This is a genomic window from Nocardia sp. NPDC050793, from assembly GCF_040654065.1.
GTDB lineage: Bacteria > Actinomycetota > Actinomycetes > Mycobacteriales > Mycobacteriaceae > Nocardia.
Genome location: NZ_JBFAHG010000003.1, coordinates 102795 through 119214, shown reverse-complemented (window position 1 = coordinate 119214; position 16420 = coordinate 102795). Strand labels below are relative to the sequence as shown.

The following is a 16420-nucleotide window of genomic DNA, read 5'->3' as shown; positions in this document are numbered from 1 at the left end:
GAAAGACAATGGCAGAAGGCTGGTTGACCGGAAAGGTCGTACTAGTCACCGGAGGGGGCACTGGAATCGGCCGCGCCGTGGTCGAGCGTTTCGTGGCGGAGGGCGCGCGAGTCGCCGTGCTCGACCGCTCCGCGGAGGCGATCGCGGAATTGAAGGACGCCTGCGGTGACGCTGTCTCGGCAATCCAGGGCGACGTCCGCGAACTCGGTGACCACAAGCGGGCGGTGGCCGAGGCAGTCGACCGGTTCGGCGGGCTGGACACGCTGGTTACGGTCGCGGGGATCTTCGACTACTTCGCCTCGCTGGACAGCCTCCCGGAGGACCGGATCGATGCGGCCTTCACCGAGGTGTTCGACATCAACGTCAAAGGCTCGCTGCTGGCGGTCAAGGCCGCGCTACCAGAGCTGGCCAAGACGGAGGGCAATGTGGTGCTGACGATTTCGAACGCGGGCTATCTTCCCGGTGGCGGCGGGCCGCTGTACACCGGCTCCAAGTTCGCGGTCCGCGGCCTGCTGTCCCAGCTATCGTTCGAGCTCGCGCCGCATATCCGCGTCAACGCCGTCGCGCCGGGCGGCACCGTGACGCAGTTGCGCGGCGTCGAGGCGATGAACTCCGGGCAGCAACGCCTGATCGACATGCCGGATCTGCCCGAGCTGATCCGGCAGACCAATCCACTGCGTGTGGCTTCCGAACCGGCCGATCACGCCTGGGCCTACCTCTTCCTGGCGTCCAAGGAACGCACGAAGTCGGTGACCGGCTGCGTGATTCACTCCGACGGCGGACTGCACAGCCGCGGCCTCGTTCCGCTGGGCGGTGAGCTGATCTCATGAGCGCAGGCGCTACCGAACCCGCCCGGATCGCGGTCTTCTCCGGACCCACCGCGACAATCGGCAACAGTCCCGATCTGGTGACTTCCGACAAGGCGCGGCTGCGCCACGGACTGGCGCCGCTGACCACGCTCGACGGCGCGAAGCCGCACTTCGATCTGCTCCGGCCGCAACGTCTCGCCGCGCCGGTGACCGTACTCGTCGAGGCCTACACCGCGCATCCACTCGAGTCCGACGCCCGCGCGCTCTACGCCCCGCCAGACGGCTGGCTCGACGACGAAGGCACGCTGCACGCCACCGAAACCGACGGCGCGACACCGGTGTACGAGGTGGAGCTGCGGCCAGAGGACGGGCTCTACCCGCTCCCCTACATGGCTCGCCAAGCCGACGGATCGGCCTGGGAGGCGGCCACCGCGTCGCCCCTGGCCCCCGTCTCGTACAGCAGGCAGACCTTCTATCCCGATGCCAAGCGGCTCTACGAGGAGATCGACCGGTTCGGGCTCGAGGACCACGGCCACCCGATCGGGCTGAGCACGCGGGCGGCCTTCGACTTCTTCCGGCCCGCGCCCAGCGGCGGATACACCGCCGGGCAGGCAGATCGGGCCGCGGAGTCGCTGGGCGAGGACTACTTCGCCTACTACCCCTACCACCTGCATCGCGAGCCGGACCTACGAGCGCTGGCGCGGGCGACCAACCTCGTCCAGCGGGTGCTGGCATCCGGCGACTACGTCGGTGCGCAGTGGCTGGAAGGCAGCCCGACCGCCGAGGAGACGCTGTACTGGCTCGGCCTGCTCATCGATACACCGGTGCCGATCGTCGGCCACACCGCGCAGCGAAGGCACCAGGCGCTCAGCGGCGATGGGGCGCGCAACATCGTCGACGGCGTCAAGTTCCTGCTCTCGGCAGCCGCGCTGGACGAGCAGGGCCGAAACCGGCTCGGTGCCGTGCTCATCGTCGACGAGCTGGTCTACTCCGCACGCGAGGTCACCAAGGTGGACGCCAGGCCGGGCGGCTACGAGACGACCGGCGGACACGGCGGGATCGTGGCCGACATGGGCGGGTACGGGCCGCCGCGGGTGACCTACGTTCCCGCCTACCGTCACACGCACCGGTCGGACGTGCGTCTCGCGTGTCTGCCAGAGCAGGTGACCGGCGTTGCCGCGGCGACGGGCGGCGGCATCTGCACCATCGATGTACCGGTGAAGGATGCCGCCGGCGAGTTGATTTCGACTGCGATGCCGGTGGTCACCATCGTCAAGTACACCCGCTATGTGCAGGCCGCGGTCGGTCCAGACGCGCAGCCAGATCACACCACGGCAGTTGAGGTGCTCGGTCGCAGAACCGCGAATCTCGCGGGCGCGCCGCTGTCCGGCTTCGTCTGCGAGGGCATGTCGCCGTTCGGTTCCGCGGATCCCGCGACGAACTCGGCGCTCTCGGTGGCGATCTTCTCGGGCATGCCGGTAGTGCGGGTGGGGCGCGGCAACACCGGCGGCCTTGCCTACCGCACCGACCCGGTCGTCATCGCGGGCAGCAACCTCACCGCAACCAAGGCGCGCATCCTGCTCATGGCGGCGCTGCTGAAGCTGGGCGCACTGCCGGTGGCGGCCGACCCAGAGCACCCGACGTCGGCCGAGCAGGCCGCCACCGAGTGCGCCGTGGCCGCCTACCAGCGGATCTTCGATACTCACTGAGATGTATCTACGCCAACTGCACTATTTCCTCGCGGTCGCCGAGGAGGGGAACTTCACGCGCGCGGCACAGCTCGTCCACGTCGCCCAGTCGGGTATCAGCACTCAAATCAAGTCGTTGGAACGCGAGCTCGGGCAGCGACTCTTTGCTCGCAAACCGCGCGGGGTGACGTTGACGGGTGCGGGCGCGGCGCTCCTGCCGCACGCGGTGCAGGTGATGGACGCCGTCGCGGCGGGGCGTGCGTCCATCGATGCGCTATCGGGACGACTGACCGGCCACCTCGCTGTCGGCACCATCACCTCGATCTCGCCGCACAGCATCGACTTTGCCGGAGCTCCTCGCCTCCTTTCACCGAAGGCAACCCGACGTAGTCATCTCGCTGGTTGAGGACACCGCGGCCACCCTCGCTCGCCGCGTGTACGACGGCGGCCTAGACATTGCGTTCACCAGCCTGACCGACGAACCGGTGGCCAGCATGCGCACGCGGGAGCTGCACAGCGAACGCATTGTCGCGGCACTGCCGCCTGGGAATCCGCTCGCGCGCCACCGACGGCTGCCACTAACCGCACTGAGTGAACGCTCGCTGATCGCGCCGCCAGAGGGGTCCGGGGTTCGAAGGCAGCTCGACCATGTGCTGGCCCGTGCTGGTGTGCGGGCCCATGTCGCCTTCGCGGCGAGCGAGCCGGACGTCCTGGCCGCGCTTGCCGGAAAGGGGTTGGGCATGGCCATGGTCCCGGAATCCGCGCTGCGCGGCCACGACCAGGTCGTGGGCGTCGAGGTCGACGGGTTGCCCCGGGAGCAACTCGGCATTCTCTGGCGCGACGGCGGGGTTGCTGCCCCCGCCGCGCGGGCGTTCGTCGAGCACACCGCCGAGGTCGTCACACGCGGCGGTACTGGGTAACTCCTGGGATCTCGTCGGTCGCGAGTGGAACATCGTGCGGCACAACCGGTTCCGACACGCCGAAAACGAATCACAATCACGCAATACACGGTCTGAGTAGGCGATGCCCATTATCGCCTACCGAGGTTCGTCTATGACCTCCCAACTCTGGCACTCCGATCTCCCTTTCCATGGGCTTCAAGGGCTGCGATAGATACGTGGAGTACCTATGTGCCCGCCTGCTGACCGACGTCTTTGGCGGCCATGCCGACGCCGTTGTCGGTGGCGGAAAGACAGTAGACGTAGTTGTCTACTTCTGACTACGCTCCCATGTCCCCCATCTGGCCGACACCGTCGAAATACCTAGAGGACTACCTAACTCTGAGCTGGGCGGTGCCAACGGTTCGTCCTCCGCGATCAGGCGCGCTTCCACGGAGGCGGGGAAGCGTCCCTGCGCGTACCGGTATTCCCAGCGCCGCGGTGACCGCGGCCGACGGACGCGCCACGGAGCCGAGCGGGGAGGTCTCGGTCAGCCCCCAGGCGTGCAGCACCGGCACGCCGTGTTCGTCCTCGAAGGCATGCATGAGTGCAGGTTCAATCTCGTAACCGACGCCATCCACGGCGAACGACACAGTCTCCGCTGCCCGCGAGCGACCGTCGAAATCGTCGACGACCGTCCCACAACCTTTCGCGCCACCGCCGTACATGATGCACCGGCACCCCCGTCGACCGCGCGATCCCACTGAACGGCTCACCCGCCCGCCACTGCCGCCACACCTCATCTTGCTGCACACTCGACAACCCGTAATCCCGCACCACGCCCTCCGCGCACCATGATCATCCACGCGATGATGCACTGACCACTCGAGCCCGAGAACGTTTGCCGACAACACAATGCCAGCGGCGCCGACTTCGAACACGCGGGTCCCGTGGCGGCGTGCGGAAACGTGCGGTCCGGATTCGAGCGCGGATATCTGCCGCGGTGCCGGTGGCGTGTGATGCGCCACGGGCACCATAGCCTTGGCCGATCCTGCGCGCCGGGCCGGCCGAGTTCTTGGGGGTACCGGACTCAGCCGAGTTTGCGGCAGTACAGGGCGTCGGGGTGCCCGTGCCGAGAGTTGGCCCACGAGAAGGCGATACCGGCGGCGTATTCGTCGGCGTTGCATTGGGCCTTGTAGTAGCCCTCGGCGTAGTCGCCGCCTTCGCCGGAGGCCGGACGGGAATCGCCGCGATCATCCCAGAGGGTGCGGCCCGCTCCCGCCAAGGCGATGCTGCCGGGAGCGCACAGGATCGCGGACATGCCGTCGCCGCGGAGGCTGTAGCCGATCATGAATTGGCCGTCCGCGCACTGGTATTTGGTGAAGCCGGAAGCCCAGTCGGTGCTGACCTTCTCCTCGGACACCTTGACCGCCGTGGTTCCCGGCTTCCACAGGTCTCCCTGGGTGGCGTCGGTGCACAGGCCGCCCTGACCTCGCGCACTGATCCCGATCAGTCGCTGATCGTCGGGGCACACCAGCTTGTGGGCGCCGCTGTCCCAATCGGCGGCGGCGCGCAGCGAGCGATTGTCGTCCTCGTGAATTCCGTTGAGCATGGACCAGGTTCGGACCGGGGCGATCTGCCCTTGCTGTCCGTTGGCGGCCAGCAGCCGGCGCACGTGCGCGCCGCGCCAGTCGTCGGCGTCGGTGACGCTGCGCATGCTGCCGTCGGTGTCATAGCGCAGCAGGCCCCACTGGTTTCCCTGGTCCTGCTTCTGGAAACCGACGATCGGCCAATAGGCGAAATCCAGGTCTTTCTCGATGAGGAAGTCGACCATGTTGGCGAACCATGCCTTGTCGGCCGCTTCGGCGTCCTTGCCGATGCCGAACTCGCTGATCCACACCGGCGCGGTGAAATGCCGGTCGGGTGTGGTGGCCACGTAGGCGGCGAGGTCGTTCATGGACTGGAACAGATCGCTGCGTGACATGTCGCGGAAGCGGGGGTTGTGCGTCTCGCCCCAGCCGCTGGCTCCGGTGTGGTTCGGGCCGATGTAGCCGTAGAAGTGGGCGGCGTAGACGACCTTGTGGGAATGCACCAGGGTTTCGGAGAGCCGTTTCAACGGTTCCAGCATGGGCCGTTCGTGCCAGGTCAGATCGGTGGGGATGCCCATCCAGTTGAGGCCCTCGATCATGATGAGCAGATCGGGGTTGGCGGCGCTCAGGATGGCGTCGCCCGCCTCCTGCGCGGCGTCGTACCAGTCATTGCTGTCGCCCTGACCCCAGTTGGGGTTGTCCCAGGTGTCGCGGCGCACCTCGTTGCGCAGGTCCGCGCCGATCACTCCGGAGTTGCCCTTGTAGCGGGCCGCCATGAACTCCCAGTCCTCGATCCACTCGTCCCAGCTCTGACCCGAATTCCAGCGCTCGTTACCGTCCACGGCGCAGCACCAGCGGGTGGAGGTGGTGTGGTTGTTGAGGATCACGCCGAGACCGGCATCGGTGAGCGCTTTGACCGCACGATCGAACACCTCGATCGGACGCAACCCGTTCAGTTCCGGATTGGCCGTCAGCCCGGTCACCGCCCGGTTGTCGGTGATCATCTCATTCGAGAACGGCAGCCGAATGCTGTTGAGCCCCAACGCTTTGAAGTCGCCGACGAGTTTGTCCATCCGGACCCGGTCCAAGCCCAGCGGTGCCCGGTGCCCGATCTCCTGGGCGAAATTGTTCGCGGGATCCTCGTCGTCACCGTTGCCCTCCCAGGTGCCGCTCGAGCCGTGCCAATTCCCGGATTTCAGCTTGACCCGATTCCCGTCGGCATCGACGATGTAGCGCCCGCGGGTACTGAGCGGGCCGTGCAAGCCACCGGGATCAGCGGCCGCGGAGGGCGCGTGGAAGGTGGTTGCCGGAGTGACGAGCACCCCGACTATGAGCGCGACGGTCGCGAAGACCCTCATCTTCATCGGAAACCAATCGATTGGGCGGGACGAAGTCGAGACCGGTATCACCGGGCAATCGGGGGCTCAACCTGAATCGCCCGGTGACACCATGTATCCGAAATCGCCCCACCAGCGAGTGTGAGGCGTGCACGGATCGGCGGAACCGCCCTTGCACAGCGAGGAACGTTAGCGTCCAAGCGAACTGCTGTGAAACAGCAATTCATCAGCGATCTACCAGAACTGATTGTCAATCACGGGTGCACCCGCACGGTCAGCTCAACGGGATCCCCAATGAAATGCCGGAACCCGCGAACGGCTCGACCAGCACAGAATGCGGGAACCCATTCGGCGTGAACATGCCTTTGCTCGGCCCCTTCAGCGCTACACACTGCCCAAGCTGCTAGCGCTACCGAAGACCGCTCCGAACATCGCTGAACACGACTCCGAACAACGACAGAAGCCCAGGTCGCCCGGACCGGGCATGTGTCGATAAACGTGTCGAAAAGGATTGGTGTCCAACAATTCTTGTCGACCCTTTCTCCTACACTCCGCGACACGGCCACGCGGACACACGATCTCGACATCCCCGCACTGTGACCTGCAGCGATATATGGCGCTGATTTCGCACTGTTCGGTGGCGCTGTCGGCCGAGTTGCGGTCGGCCCGATTCAGTACCGGCCGAAGGCGAGTGCGACGTTGTGTCCGCCGAAGCCGAACGAGTCGTCGATCGCGTAGTCGATGCGTCCGTGTCGGGGTTGGCCGGTGACGATGTCGAGGTCGACCTGGGGGTCCTGGTTGTCCAGGTTCAGTGTCGGCGGGATGACCTCGTTTCGCAGGCTGAGCACGGTCAGCACTACCTCTCCGGTGGCGAGCAGCCGGTACTGGGTGATGCTGTGATGGCTGGTTTCGAGCATCTCCTCGATTCGGGTGCGACCTTGCCGCCGAAGGCTTCCCCGAGATGGACACCGCGGAGTTCATCGCGTTCTTCTGCGCGAGCCATCGCGGATGCCAGCCCGACACCATCGTCACTCGTATCGAATGGCGCTACGAGGATGAGGGCGTAAGCGGAAGAGAGGCGCTGTGATGAACGACGAGCAGGTTCGTGATCTGCGCGAAGCGGGGTGGTACACCACCGACGAAGTTGCCGCCCTGCTCCGGGTGGACGCGTCGAGTCTGCGCCGCTGGCGGACGGCGAGCCCGCCGCAGGGGCCGCCGTTCGTGCAGCTGTCCGACGCGTGACCCGCTACAGCGGCGCCGACGTGATCGCCTACCTCCAGCGTCACCGCATCGACCCGACGGCGGCGTGATGAGCGCGCCCATCAACCCCGTGCCGCTCGGCGTAGAAGTTCGCGGCTACGTCGAGCAACGCGGCAAAGGCGGTCGTCACCGGGCGCGAGTCCGGTGGACCGACCCCACCACCAAGCGGCGAGACTCGAAGTCCGAGTCGTTCGACTCCGAGGAAGAAGCCCTCGAGTGGCTCGAGCGCATCGAGCGCGCGGCGGCCCGCGGCGTCGCCCCGAAGACGGCGACGGCGACACTGAAGGAGTACGGAGAAGCGCACTGGGATACCGCGATGCGTGGTGTCGAGCCCAAGACACTCGATCCGTATCGGGCGGCTGGCGGCGCCGCATCGTGCCGACTCTCGGGCACCTGCCGGTCACGATGATCACCAACGGTCTCGCGGATCGGGCCGTTACGAGGTGGATCGAGGATGGGCACGGCGTTTCCACGATCAAGAACACCTTGGCCGCGCTGGCGCGGGTGCTCGATCAGGCGGTGCGCGATGAGGTCATCCCGCCAACGTAGTGAAAGTCGTCAAGTGGCAGAGCCAGTTCGACAAGTACGAGGACGAGCTCGATGACCCGCGGGCATTGGCTCTGCCGGACTGGGCAACGCTGCAACGCCTTTCGGCCGCATTGGTCGCCGCGTCGCAGGTGAGTATCAGGGTTGGGGTGATGTGGTTGTGTTCGCCGCGTGCACGGCGACCCGCATCGGCGAGGTATCCGGTTGCCGCGTAGGCGATATCGACACCGATGGTTGGGTGTGGACGTTGCGGCGCCAGACCGCGCCCGGCCCCGGCGGACTCAAAGACAAGGGCACCAAAGGCAAGCGGGCGCGGACCGTTCCGCTGATCGAGGAAATCCGGCCGCTGATCCTGCGGCGCGTGAATGCCGCCCACGCCCGGCTGGATTCGGACCCTCGCCTACGAGACACCACCGACGACGAACGGCGGTCGGCGTGGCTGGCCGCGCGGTTGTTCGTTGGACCCCGCGGCGGACGCATCGCTACCGGCGTACTGCGGGACGCGATGCACTGGGACGAGGTCGTGACCGAGCTGGGCTACGAGCACCTACGGCGTCACGACCTCCGGCACACCGGACTGACCTGGTTCGCCGACTCCGGGGTACCGCTGCACCGGTTGCAGCGCATCGCCGGCCACACCGATCCGCGGATCACGCAGCGGTACCTCCACCCGGACGTGGACGGCCTGCGCGACGACGGTGAGAAGCTCTCCCAGCACCTCCGCGGCGCATCCGGCCCCAAATTGGCCCCAAGTCTCCGGGCGATCCGATAAGCAGAAAACCCCTCCGACCCAGGTCGGAGGGGTTTTCTGTCTGTCGGGCTGACAGGATTTGAACCTGCGACCACTTGACCCCCAGTCAAGTGCGCTACCAAACTGCGCCACAGCCCGTGGTGCGCCCTCTTGGGGCGCTTGAAGAGATTACAACAGTGTATGTCGGGAGAGCTAATCGGCTGGTCAGATAGGGTGGCGGAATGACAGGGGAGGTCGAGTCAGATGTTGCTGGTGGGGCCTGTGGGTATGGCGGTCCCGCCGTGTCGTGGAGCAGCTACGACAGGATCGGTGAGCCGCGGGCCGTCTCTGGAGACCTGGGGCCCAGGCCGAGCAATTCCGCTATGCCCACGGATGGACCTCAGAACACCAACTCTGCGAGGCCATCCTCGTCGAGAACATCCAGCTGCACAGCATCATGGCCGCCGCCCATCCGCAGCACGCGTGACCGTAGTTACCGACCTGCCGGACCCGCCCCGCGCAGGTCAGCATCGCACCGCGAGGCGGGTGATGTCGATCTCGTCGACGCAAGTCCGGTAGTCCGGTCTAGACGCCCGCGGGCGGTTGCGGTCGCCCTGTTGGCGACCGGGGGGCGCGGTGAGACTGGATCGGACTTCGTCGACGGCTCTGCAGTCCAAACCATGCCACCACGGCACGGCCGAGCACGCCGGTGCGGGTAACGGCCGAAATCGGGTTTCCCTCAGCGTGTTCCCGGATGTTTGCCGGTCGGATGGCGACCTATCGTTTCGGCATCGAGGGGTAGTACGAATGGAGAACCCGATGAAGGCGATCACGCAGGAGCGGTACGGATCAACGGAGGCGCTCGTATTCGGGGAGGTCGACACGCCTGTGCCCGGCGACGACGAGGCGCTGATCCGGGTACATGCGGCTGCTGTCAATGCGATGGACTGGCACGTGATGCGGGGGGATCCGTATCTGGCGAGGCCGATGATGGGGTGGCGCGGGCCTCGGGTGAGGATCCGCGGCCGCGATTTCGCCGGGCGAGTCGTCGCCGTTGGGCGAAATGTCAAGGGGCTCGTGGTCGATGACGAGGTGTTCGGTGAGGCCGATGGTGCTTTCGCCGAGTATGTGACCGCTGCGGAGCATGTGGTGGCGCGAAAACCCGCCGGCTTCACCTTCGAGCAGGCGGCCGCGATTCCGTTGGCGGGCAACACAGCGCTCATGGGATTGCGGGATCTCGGGCAGTTACAGGCAGGACAGCGAGTGCTGATCAACGGTGCGTCCGGCGGTGTTGGCACCTTCGCCGTGCAGATCGCGAAGGCCTTCGGCGCGGAGGTGACCGGCGTGTGCAGCACCCGGAATATCGAGCTGGTGCGCACGCTCGGCGCGGACCATGTCATCGACTATACCGTTGACGACTTCACCTGCGGCACAGCACATTACGACTTGATCTTCGATCTTGTCGGCAATCATTCGATGGCCGGCCTGCGGAGGGTGCTGGCGCCGGCCGGAAAACTCGTCCTCTCCGGTGGCGGGGTGTATCGCGGTGGTTCGATCGTCGGCCCGATGGCGCTGATGATCGCGGGTATGGTGCGTGCGCGCTTCGCGCGTTGGGTGGACGTCCTGCAAGCAGAACCGTCGCAGGCGAATCTGACCGCGCTCGCCGAGCTCGCCGAATCCGGAAAACTCACCCCGGTGATCGACCGCACCTACCCGCTGAGCCAGGCCGGTACCGCCATCCGTTACCTGGAAACCGAACACGCCCGCGCGAAGGTCGTCATCACAGTCTGACGGTCGACGTCGACTGGGCAGCAAACCGTTCGTCGGCGACTTCGACCAACGGCCAGAGTGCCGCGCAGTTGCTGGTCGCCGCTTCCGTAGCCGCGGTGGATGCGGTACGGCTCGCCGCTGTCGGCCAAGGCCGGATTCGAACCGACGGAAGACTTCGGTCGGCTCATCCTCGGCAGTTCGTCACGGTGACCGCCGCTGCCCTGCCCGTTGAGCTGGCAGCCCGCTACCGGTTCGTTTCAGGTATTCCGGTGCCCGATGTGGGCGATCGGGGTGACTTCTGCTCGGTGACACGAACCCTGTTCTCTCGCACCGGCTGCATGGGACCTGTTGCCCCGCAACATCGGCCGCGGATTCACAGGAACGCTCGCCGTTCACAGCCGACTACCAGAATCGTCGCACCCCGGTCACAGGGCCGCGGCCTTCGATGGTGGTCGTGAGTCACCGCGACTCACGCTCCGAGAGAAGGGAATTCCGAGTGTTTTCCATGACGAACATGCGCCGAGGAGCCATCCGGGTCGCCGTGGCGGGCGCGATGGTGACGCTTCCGCTGGCGGCGGTGGCAGCGACGGCCAGTGCGGAAACGCCTGCGGCTGACGGCGTTCAGGTTCAGGAGGTGTCCGAGGGCGTCGTGCTCGAGGGCGGCGATGTCAGCCGTCCGCATCCGGGACCCGACGGGTTCCCCGGCAGGCCGGGCCCCGACGGCCCGCGAGTGGAGTTCCGCGGGCCGGATCACGACTTCCCAGGTCCAGGGCCCCGCATCTTCCGGCAGGCGCTGCCGCCCACCGGCTCGTTCGGCAGCAGCTGATCCGGCGACGACGAAGGCCACCTTCCACGCTTGGAAGGTGGCCTTTGCTGCGGATCGCTGATGATTTCCATCGCGTAGCTGCGGACTTCGGAGCTTGACGAAGTAACCCGAACACCGGCCTTTCAGGCCACGATGCCGTCTGGTGTCCGTGTGGGGGTGTGGTCAGTCGGCGCGCTCTCTGGTGTGCGGCCACAGTGGCATATCGTCGACGTCTTCACCTTCCTCTGCTGCGACCCACCAGCCGGTGTCGTCGAGATAGTGCTCCAACCATTGCGCCAGGCTCGGCGTATCGATGAACCAAGCAGCGTCTGGATCGCCCGGGTTGGGCTCGAACAACAGCACCGTGCCCTCATCGCTGCGGCAGTCGACGCACGCGTACATGCCGCAGCCCCACGTGAGGATGGGCACCACGCCTTCCGGCCAGGCCCACTCGGTACCCGCACCGGTGGCCCGGTTGGTGAGATAGGCCGAGACCACGGTTTCAGCGTCACCGTCGAGCAGCCGGAGCAGCTGGTAATCGGGGCCGAAACCGCCGTCCGCGACCTGCCGGTATACGTCTGCGAGAAGGGGATGGAGGGCGAAGCCGAGCAGAGATTCCGCTGCTACCAATTCCGTTACGGTGATGGGCGCGAGCAGCGGGCCACCCTCGTCGCGGGCCCGGGCCGAAATCCGGGCCAGCAACACCGTGTAGTCGGTCATGCCCCATATCATCGGGTACAGCCATCGTCGGCTGGCATCGACCTCACGACCGGTCCGTGCGTCTTGGAGCGAGCCGCTGCCTACCTTCCGGCGGTCGCCACCGGACTGGGGCGGCAGGCGCGGCAATCCTGCACAGCGCGCTCTCCGCAGCCACGCGAGTACCGCCGCGCGAGTAACGAAGATCGGCCCGGGTCGCACCGTCATGACTGCCCTCGGTCGGACCCGGAGCCGACGGTGCTTGTCGTCGCGACCGATTTCAACCGCGCACAGGCGGTCTGGCCATAGCTGGCGTGAAAGTGACTGCTGAGCAATCACTTTGCACTCTTCCTCCATGTCGTACGGTGTGCCGAGTCTCTCTGTTTGTGGCACTCGCCGCCTGGCGTATGACAAGATCGCCCGGTTCGTTGATCGTGCACAGAGAGGCCCTCGATTGGATCTGCGCTTGGGACCCAACAGATCTCACCGGATCCGGCGCGTCGCACTGGTGCTCGCGATCGGGGCCGGTGTGATCGGCGCCCCGGCGCCTGCCGCAGCGGAGGACGGTGGCGACTCCTACCTCGATCGCCTGGCCGAGGCGGCGGACACCCCGGCGATGCAGTGGTCCGACTGCCAGGACGGCTTCCAGTGCGCGTCCGCGAAGGTGCCGCTGGACTACAACCGGCCGCACGGTGACCAGATCGAGTTGGCGGTGATCAAACTGCCCGCCGCCGATCCGAGTCAGCGCATCGGCACCCTGTTCGTCAACTTCGGCGGTCCCGGCCCGTCCGGGGTGGATCGTCTGCGGGAACGGGCTCGGTGGCCGTGGCTGTTCTCCGATGAGCTGCGGTCGCGGTTCGATGTTGTCTCGTGGGACACCCGATCGGTGGCACGCAGTGCGGCGGCCCGCTGTTTTCCGACGGCGGACGAGCAACAAGCATTCCTCGGCTCGATGCCCGAGATGCCCACCGTCGCAGGCCAAGAGGGTCCGTTCTACGACCGGTCCAAGGAATTCGCAGACCGCTGCGAGCAGCAGGCCGGTCCGATCCTGAACCACGCCTCGACTGCCAACACCGCGCGGGATCTGGAACTGTTGCGCCGCGCCGTCGGGGATCCGAAGCTCACCTACCACGGCATTTCCTACGGCACACAGCTCGGCGCGATCTACGCGAACATGTTCCCCAGCCGGGTGCGTGCGATGGTCTTCGACGGCTCGATGGACTTCGAGGGCAACGTCAACGGCCACGACGGCCAGGGCGCCACGGTTCCGCTGGACACCAGGCAGCAGGTCGCCGACGGCATCGCCGCCACCTTCGAAGCATTTCTGCAGCAGTGTTCGGCGGCCGGGCCGCGCTGCGCGTTCTCCTCCGGCGATCCGAGGCTCAAGTGGACGGTCCTCGCGGAGCGTGCTCGACTGGCACCCATCAAGGTGGATGGTCAGGCGTGGACCTATGCGGCGATCATCAATGCCGCAGCCAGTCTTTCGCAGTCGTCCACCTACCCGGACCTGGCGGTGCTGCTGCAGAAGCTGTTCGACGCGGGCACCACTCCCCCAGGACTGCTGCCGGTCGCGCGCGGCGCGTCCTACTTGGCCAACCGCACCGAGGCGTATCACGCGATTCAGTGCGCCGACAGTGTCGTCCCGACCGACACCAGCGTCTACAGTCGCGCAGCGGTATCGGAAGATCTGCGGGTGCCGTATTTCGGTCGGGTCGCCGTCTTCGGCAACGCCACCTGCGCGTTCTGGCGAGGCCACGATGCCGACCGGTACACCGGGCCGTGGAACCGCCGCACCGCCGCGCCAATCCTGGTGCTCAACAGTAGATTCGACCCCGCGACCCCGTTGCCCGGCGCCTACGCGGGGGCCGCCCAGCTGGCCGACGCCCGGGTGGTGGTGATCGAAGGCGCGGGCCACAGCAGCATGTACGTGCCGAGCACCTGCGCGGAGCGGACCAAACGGGAGTATCTGTTCACCGGGCTACTACCACCGGAAGGCACCGGCTGCGCTATCGACAAGTCGCCGTTCGACTGATCGGTGCGGATGGGACGTCCCGGTAATCGGCTGCTTCTCCGCCTGGCAGCCTGTCGGTGGCGAACGTAGGGCTGAGTTCTAGCCGAAAGGGCGCAGGGGAATTCGGGCGAGCTCGGCCTCCTCATCCGGGGTGAGTGGCGCCCGTCCGCTCCCTTTGGCCAGCGCAGTCGGCTGATCCCAACCAAGCCGAGTCGCAGCGGTGTCCACGCCGAGGAAACCAGTGACGAGTGCCGCGGCCGTTGGAGTGCTCCAGATAGGGCGGTCCAGCGCGGCGGCCAGGTCCAGTCCGTGCAGGACCAGTTCCACCACGCGGGTGAGCAGGAATTCGTGGAGAGCCATGCCGTCACCCCAGCGAGTGACGACCAGCCGACCGGGTGGTTGGTGCGCGACGACATCCAGGGTGCGGCGGCATTGGCGGTCGAAAGCGGCGACCAGTGCGGCCGGATCCGGTTGGGCCGCTGCGGCGCGCTGGGCTGCGGTCACGCGTTCGGCATTGGCGGTCGCGTCGAAGATGCGCGGGTGGTAGTACCCGGTGGCGTCGAGATCCGCGCGCGGAGGCGAGGGAGCGGCCAAGCCGTCGGGAACGCGGGCGATAGCAGCGGTCACGTGTGCGATCAACTCGGCTACGGTCCACGGTGGGCACGGGGTGGGCCGCCCGAACTCGGCTGGGGTGAGCGCGGCCAGGACCCGCGCCCAGGCCGTGCTCTCCTCGTCGAAGGCGCGGACGACCTCAGCCATCGGCCCGGTCGCAGCGTCGCCGGGTCAGGACCACGAGTGCGGCTGTGATCGCGAGGGTCAGGTGCACGATGCGAACTCCTTGTTCATTCCGTCCCGGTCCTGCTCGCCGCGGTGAACGCGGGCGGGCAGCGGGTCGGCCGCGCGAGGTTCCGCGAGCAGCTTGCTCAACTATCCTGCGAGGCAGTCGATTTCGGCTCGAGTGAGTCGATGGGCGAAGTGCGAGCGCAGCCTGCCCCATCGCCGTAACGCGACGATCGCGTACGTGCCTTACCTGCTCTGCTCGGAACGCTGATGCTCGCGCCATGCCTTCTGAGTCTCGGTCAGTTTCTGGCGCGGCTTTCGGTTCCGGAAGAAGTCCACCGCCAGCAGCACCGGCACGATGAACGCTTGAAAGAAGATCAGGTACGAGCCGCCCTCGAAGATGAAGGCCAGGTAGACGGCATAGCCCAAGTAGATGGGCCCCAGAATGCCGTTGATCAGGCGCGAAGCCCTGCTCTGCCCGTTCTCGACCATGGCCATCGCGATCATGACGACACCACTGACCGCGAGTAGACCTACATACCAATTGAACATGGGAACCCCCCTCATGCAGCTCCAGCCGTACCGATCGGTTCGGCCGCGCCGGAACGATAGCACCGACGACAGCAACTCACACATCGAATATCGGTGCCCCGATTCACCCACCACGCCGGCTTCACGACCTGCCCGGCCGTTTGCCCTGCTTCGTGCGGTTCTGCTCGACCATTCATTCCGTCGGGCGAGCGACCTCGAGAGCTGCGGTTCCTACACGAGTGAGTCCTTCGCGAAGCAGTGCGGCGTCCTTGCGGACCCTTTCCGTCATCTCAGGCGTCATATGTGGCCTTCCTTCATACGGATTCCGCGCGATGGCTTCGGCTGTCTCCGTTCGTGCACGGAGGACTTCGATCGAAATCCGGTGGCCAGGTTCGAGTTCGGATCGCGGCGGCGGCACTCGCTGGCGGCTACCCCAACGTGCGGTATCCCGGATGCACGCCCGGGCTCAGCTCCCTTGCCTTGATCAGCTTGTCCAGAGTCGTCGCCAGTTGCTCGTATTCGTCGTCGGTCAACCCGGTGAACATGTCGTGTTCGTGGGCGAGGGCGATGCGGGCGAGCTGCCCGAGCACCTTGCCGCCTTCGGCGGTCAGGTGCAGTTCGTGGTTGCGCCGATCCGTCTCGCTTCGTCGACGTTCGATCAGCCCTTTGCGGTCGAGCGGATCGATCAATGCCACCACCCGGCTCGGCACCACACCCAATTCGGCGGCCAGGGTGCGCTGACTGCGTCCAGGTTCGGCCGCAATCATCCGAAGAAGGCCGACTTCCGGTGGGGTGAGGCCGATTTCGGCGATCCGCTCGCCGAAACGCTGGGCAGCGTGCGCGCCGAGCTGGGCGAGCATGAACGACGCCGCGCGCATGGGGCGGGACGACCGCGTCGGTCGCGAATCGTCTTGCTCGGCATCGGCCACACGGCTATCGTACACAGCGCGCAATAGTTCACAGCCAAGAACGATTCACTTATGAGAACGG

17 protein-coding genes, 1 tRNA gene and 1 pseudogene are annotated in these 16420 nt (G+C 66.5%); 12 read left to right on the top strand and 7 right to left on the bottom strand.

Annotated elements, in window-relative coordinates; genetic code table 11:
- The first annotated feature begins 8 nt into the window (after window positions 1–8).
- The 4 genes from hcaB to AB0H50_RS11035 are packed head-to-tail and all read left to right on the top strand — an operon-like array spanning window position 9 to window position 3417.
- Window positions 9–830: a 3-(cis-5,6-dihydroxycyclohexa-1,3-dien-1-yl)propanoate dehydrogenase gene (gene hcaB, locus AB0H50_RS11050; protein WP_357449716.1), complete on the top strand. Its 822-nt coding sequence runs from the start codon at window positions 9–11 to the stop codon at window positions 828–830.
- A complete protein-coding gene (locus AB0H50_RS11045) occupies window positions 827–2518 on the top strand; it encodes an asparaginase domain-containing protein (protein ID WP_357449713.1) in 1692 nt (563 codons plus the stop codon). The genes hcaB and AB0H50_RS11045 overlap by 4 nt, the downstream gene beginning before the upstream one ends.
- 1 nt (window position 2519) lies before the next feature.
- Window positions 2520–2903, top strand: coding sequence for a LysR family transcriptional regulator (locus tag AB0H50_RS11040; protein ID WP_357449710.1), 384 nt, complete (start codon window positions 2520–2522; stop codon window positions 2901–2903).
- Entirely contained in the window at window positions 2842–3417 is a 576-nt protein-coding gene (locus AB0H50_RS11035) for a LysR substrate-binding domain-containing protein (protein ID WP_357449707.1), read from the top strand. Before AB0H50_RS11040 ends, AB0H50_RS11035 begins: the two co-directional genes overlap by 62 nt.
- A gap of 1048 nt (window positions 3418–4465) precedes the next feature.
- Here the strand turns inward: AB0H50_RS11035 and AB0H50_RS11030 are convergent.
- Together AB0H50_RS11030 and AB0H50_RS11025 are read right to left on the bottom strand one after the other, a co-directional pair.
- Window positions 4466–6328, bottom strand: a complete 1863-nt coding sequence (locus AB0H50_RS11030) for a cellulase family glycosylhydrolase (protein WP_357449704.1) — start codon at window positions 6326–6328, stop codon at window positions 4466–4468.
- Between the two features lie 644 nt (window positions 6329–6972).
- Window positions 6973–7164 (bottom strand): annotated as a pseudogene (locus tag AB0H50_RS11025) (beta-ketoacyl-ACP synthase); the annotation flags it as partial.
- Window positions 7165–7262: 98 nt separating this feature from the next.
- On the opposite strand from AB0H50_RS11025, the gene AB0H50_RS11020 reads away from it, so the two are divergent.
- The 5 genes from AB0H50_RS11020 (at window position 7263) to AB0H50_RS11000 (ending at window position 8879) form a co-directional block, all read left to right on the top strand.
- On the top strand, window positions 7263–7388 hold the full coding sequence (locus AB0H50_RS11020; RefSeq protein ID WP_357449701.1) for a hypothetical protein: 126 nt from the start codon (window positions 7263–7265) through the stop codon (window positions 7386–7388).
- Window positions 7388–7543 carry a hypothetical protein gene (locus tag AB0H50_RS11015; protein ID WP_357449699.1) on the top strand — a complete coding sequence of 52 codons (156 nt, stop codon included), beginning with the start codon at window positions 7388–7390 and terminating at the stop codon, window positions 7541–7543. Before AB0H50_RS11020 ends, AB0H50_RS11015 begins: the two co-directional genes overlap by 1 nt.
- A 67-nt stretch (window positions 7544–7610) precedes the next feature.
- Complete coding sequence (locus tag AB0H50_RS11010) at window positions 7611–7970, top strand: hypothetical protein (protein ID WP_357449696.1); 360 nt, start codon at window positions 7611–7613, stop codon at window positions 7968–7970.
- Window positions 7967–8110, top strand: coding sequence for a hypothetical protein (locus AB0H50_RS11005; RefSeq protein WP_357449693.1), 144 nt, complete (start codon window positions 7967–7969; stop codon window positions 8108–8110). The genes AB0H50_RS11010 and AB0H50_RS11005 overlap by 4 nt, the downstream gene beginning before the upstream one ends.
- Before the next feature lie 151 nt (window positions 8111–8261).
- A complete protein-coding gene (locus AB0H50_RS11000) occupies window positions 8262–8879 on the top strand; it encodes a site-specific integrase (RefSeq protein WP_357449691.1) in 618 nt (205 codons plus the stop codon).
- Window positions 8880–8922: 43 nt separating this feature from the next.
- Here the strand turns inward: AB0H50_RS11000 and AB0H50_RS10995 are convergent.
- Window positions 8923–8996: transfer RNA gene (locus tag AB0H50_RS10995), tRNA-Pro, on the bottom strand.
- A 729-nt stretch (window positions 8997–9725) separates the two neighbouring features.
- On the opposite strand from AB0H50_RS10995, the gene AB0H50_RS10990 reads away from it, so the two are divergent.
- Complete coding sequence (locus AB0H50_RS10990) at window positions 9726–10628, top strand: NAD(P)-dependent alcohol dehydrogenase (protein WP_357449688.1); 903 nt, start codon at window positions 9726–9728, stop codon at window positions 10626–10628.
- 484 nt (window positions 10629–11112) lie between these two features.
- A complete protein-coding gene (locus AB0H50_RS10985) occupies window positions 11113–11433 on the top strand; it encodes a hypothetical protein (protein ID WP_357449685.1) in 321 nt (106 codons plus the stop codon).
- A gap of 162 nt (window positions 11434–11595) precedes the next feature.
- On the opposite strand, the gene AB0H50_RS10980 is transcribed toward AB0H50_RS10985, so the two are convergent.
- Window positions 11596–12132, bottom strand: coding sequence for an SMI1/KNR4 family protein (locus AB0H50_RS10980; protein ID WP_357449682.1), 537 nt, complete (start codon window positions 12130–12132; stop codon window positions 11596–11598).
- A 442-nt stretch (window positions 12133–12574) separates the two neighbouring features.
- Here AB0H50_RS10980 and AB0H50_RS10975 point away from each other — a divergent pair, with 442 nt between their 5' ends.
- A complete protein-coding gene (locus AB0H50_RS10975; RefSeq protein ID WP_357449679.1) occupies window positions 12575–14140 on the top strand; it encodes an alpha/beta hydrolase in 1566 nt (521 codons plus the stop codon).
- Between the two features lie 78 nt (window positions 14141–14218).
- Here AB0H50_RS10975 and AB0H50_RS10970 read toward each other — a convergent pair whose 3' ends face one another.
- The 3 genes from AB0H50_RS10970 to AB0H50_RS10960 form a co-directional block, all read right to left on the bottom strand.
- Complete coding sequence (locus AB0H50_RS10970; protein ID WP_357449676.1) at window positions 14219–14878, bottom strand: maleylpyruvate isomerase N-terminal domain-containing protein; 660 nt, start codon at window positions 14876–14878, stop codon at window positions 14219–14221.
- 267 nt (window positions 14879–15145) lie between these two features.
- Window positions 15146–15451 (bottom strand): hypothetical protein, encoded by a 306-nt coding sequence (locus AB0H50_RS10965; protein ID WP_357449673.1) that lies wholly within the window; start codon window positions 15449–15451, stop codon window positions 15146–15148.
- Between the two features lie 407 nt (window positions 15452–15858).
- The gene (locus AB0H50_RS10960; protein WP_357449670.1) at window positions 15859–16359 is read right to left on the bottom strand and encodes a MarR family winged helix-turn-helix transcriptional regulator; all 501 of its coding nucleotides are present in this window, start codon (window positions 16357–16359) and stop codon (window positions 15859–15861) included.
- Window positions 16360–16420: the final 61 nt, after the last annotated feature.